This is a genomic window from Eudoraea sp., assembly GCF_049665975.1.
Taxonomy (GTDB): Bacteria; Bacteroidota; Bacteroidia; order Flavobacteriales; family Flavobacteriaceae; genus Eudoraea.
The window spans coordinates 1-2,285 of record NZ_JBATGR010000476.1 but is presented as its reverse complement, the minus strand read 5'-3'; the positions used below and the strand labels follow the sequence as shown (position 1 = coordinate 2,285).

The 2,285-nt window shown below is 37.9% G+C and carries 3 protein-coding genes; all 3 read left to right on the top strand.

Features of this window, described 5'->3' with window-relative positions; genetic code table 11:
- The coding region (locus WBN20_RS15360; RefSeq protein ID WP_424282316.1) for a TolC family protein at positions 1-473 on the top strand (473 nt) is incomplete at its 5' end.
- 56 nt (positions 474-529) lie between these two features.
- Positions 530-715: a CPXCG motif-containing cysteine-rich protein gene (locus WBN20_RS15355; RefSeq protein WP_424282315.1), complete on the top strand. Its 186-nt coding sequence runs from the start codon at positions 530-532 to the stop codon at positions 713-715.
- 212 nt (positions 716-927) lie between these two features.
- Positions 928-2,285, top strand: a 1,358-nt coding sequence (locus tag WBN20_RS15350; protein ID WP_424282314.1) for a sodium:solute symporter, incomplete at its 3' end; no start/stop codon positions are given.

The following is a 2,285-nucleotide window of genomic DNA, read 5'->3' as shown; positions in this document are numbered from 1 at the left end:
CGGGTTCATATGGTTGGAATTTAAATCAAAGTGCCGCCTCCGCTTTCTTTCCCGGAGTCAACAATAGCACTTTAAATCTAAATCTAAGTGCGGGCCTTACCTGGAATCTTTTTGATGGTGGAATTACTACTGTTCAGGTTAGGAATGCTAAAATAGCCTTAGAAAATCAGGAGTTATTAAAAAAGCAGGTTGAACTTGAGGTGGAGCGGGACATTGAGAATGCCATTGAAACTTATGAAAATAGATTGACGATATATCAAATCCAGGAGAAAGCAGTAATTACCAATCAGAATAATTTTGAACGATCAAGGGAGCAATACCAACTGGGAAGGATTACATCAATAGAATTCAGACAGGCTCAGATTAATCTTTTAACAGCACAAACAACCAAAAATCTTGCAAAATACGATGCTAAACTGGCAGAATTACAGCTATTGGATTTAACCGGCCAATTATTGAATGTAGATTTTTAATATTGTTTCCTTAATTTGAGAGAGGTCATTTATAAATTAAAATTTATATCTCTTTAATGTACGAACACTATTTTCAGTGCCCCTATTGCTGGGAAGAAATATCAATGCTCCTGGACCCGTCTATTCAAAGGCAGCTATACGTTGAAGATTGTGAAATTTGCTGTAATCCCATAGAAATTAATTCACAATTCAATAATAATAACGAACTTCAAAGTTTCCAGGCCAATAACCTGGAACAATGATTATTTCTTTAAACAATAACAAACCAATAAATAACCTATTTTTATCCAAGCTCATTTCTTTACTTGATTTCTAATTATCACCTTAATATTCCCGGTAAATTAAAAATTGGTATCGGGTTACTCGGTTTTGATTATCTTAACAAGCGGAAAATTTAATCTGATATTATAATTCCGTTTTCTTTTTAAACAGATACATATTTAAGGTATAATTTATGAAGGGACTTGATTCTTTAGATTGGGTAGTAATTACGGCCTACTTTGTTATATTACTTGGAGTAGCATGGTGGGTTATAAGGCAAAAACAACAAAACACAGAGGATTATTTCCTGGCAGGTCGTAATATTGGGTGGTTTATAGTTGGAGCCTCTATTTTTGCCTCTAATATTGGATCTGAACATGTAGTTGGGCTTGCAGGTAATGGAGCTGGAGACAAGATGCCATTGCTCATCTATGAATTACACGCCTGGATAGTATTAATGCTGGGCTGGGTTTTTCTGCCATTCTATGCGCGAAGCGGCGTATTTACAATGCCCGAATTCCTTGAAAAACGCTTTGATTCAAGATCCAGATGGGTCTTGTCTGTGGTGTCCTTAATAGCCTATATTCTAACCAAAGTCTCAGTTACCATTTACGCAGGAGGGGTAGTAGTTTCGGCATTGTTAGGAATTCCTTTTTGGATTGGCGCGGTAGCCACAGTAGTACTTACAGGTATATATACGGTACTTGGAGGAATGCGTGCCGTAGTTTATACAGAAACCATTCAGGCCGTTGTATTGGTGTTAGGTGCAGGAATATTAACTTTTCTGGGTCTCGATGCAGTAGGAGGATGGGGAGAGTTAAAAGATACTGTTGGCCCGGAATATTTTAATATGTGGAGGGCGAATTCGGACCCGGATTATCCATGGCTCCCTCTTTTTATTACCAGTACTGTGGTTGGAATCTGGTATTGGTGTACAGATCAGGTAATTGTACAAAGGGTCCTTTCTGCTAAAAATATAAAAGAGGGCAGGAGAGGAAGCATTTTTGGAGCATTGTTAAAGCTTATGCCGGTCTTCCTTTTTTTAATCCCGGGAGTAATTGCACTGGCATTAAAAATGAAGGGTGAGCTGCATTGGGATAGTCCGGATGAGGCCTTTCCGGTTTTGATGAGTAATTTAATGCCATCAGGGCTCAGAGGCCTGGTTGCTGCGGGTTTATTGGCTGCTTTGATGAGTTCTCTGGCCTCCGTATTTAATTCTTGTTCTACCCTGTTTACACTAGATATTTATAAAAAGCTAAAACCGGAAAAACCAGAAGAAGAATTGGTAAAAACAGGTCGAATTGCTACTTTTTTTGTTGTGGGCCTCGGTCTTCTATGGATTCCTATTATTACTACACTTTCCGATGGACTTTATGAATACCTTCAAAATGTACAGGCCTATATTTCGCCTCCAATAGCTGCAGTTTTCTTATTGGGTATTTTTTATAAACGAATTAATGCTAATGGTGCGATTGCAACTTTAATTGGTGGTTTTATTATTGGATTTGGCAAGTTAACCTTGGAGATTTTGAAGTCAAGTTTTACTGAAGG

What these genes read in the sequence shown, in the direction of transcription:
- WBN20_RS15355 (WP_424282315.1), top strand. Translation starts at nt 530, where the DNA reads ATGTACGAACACTATTTTCAGTGCCCCTATTGCTGGGAAGAAATATCA.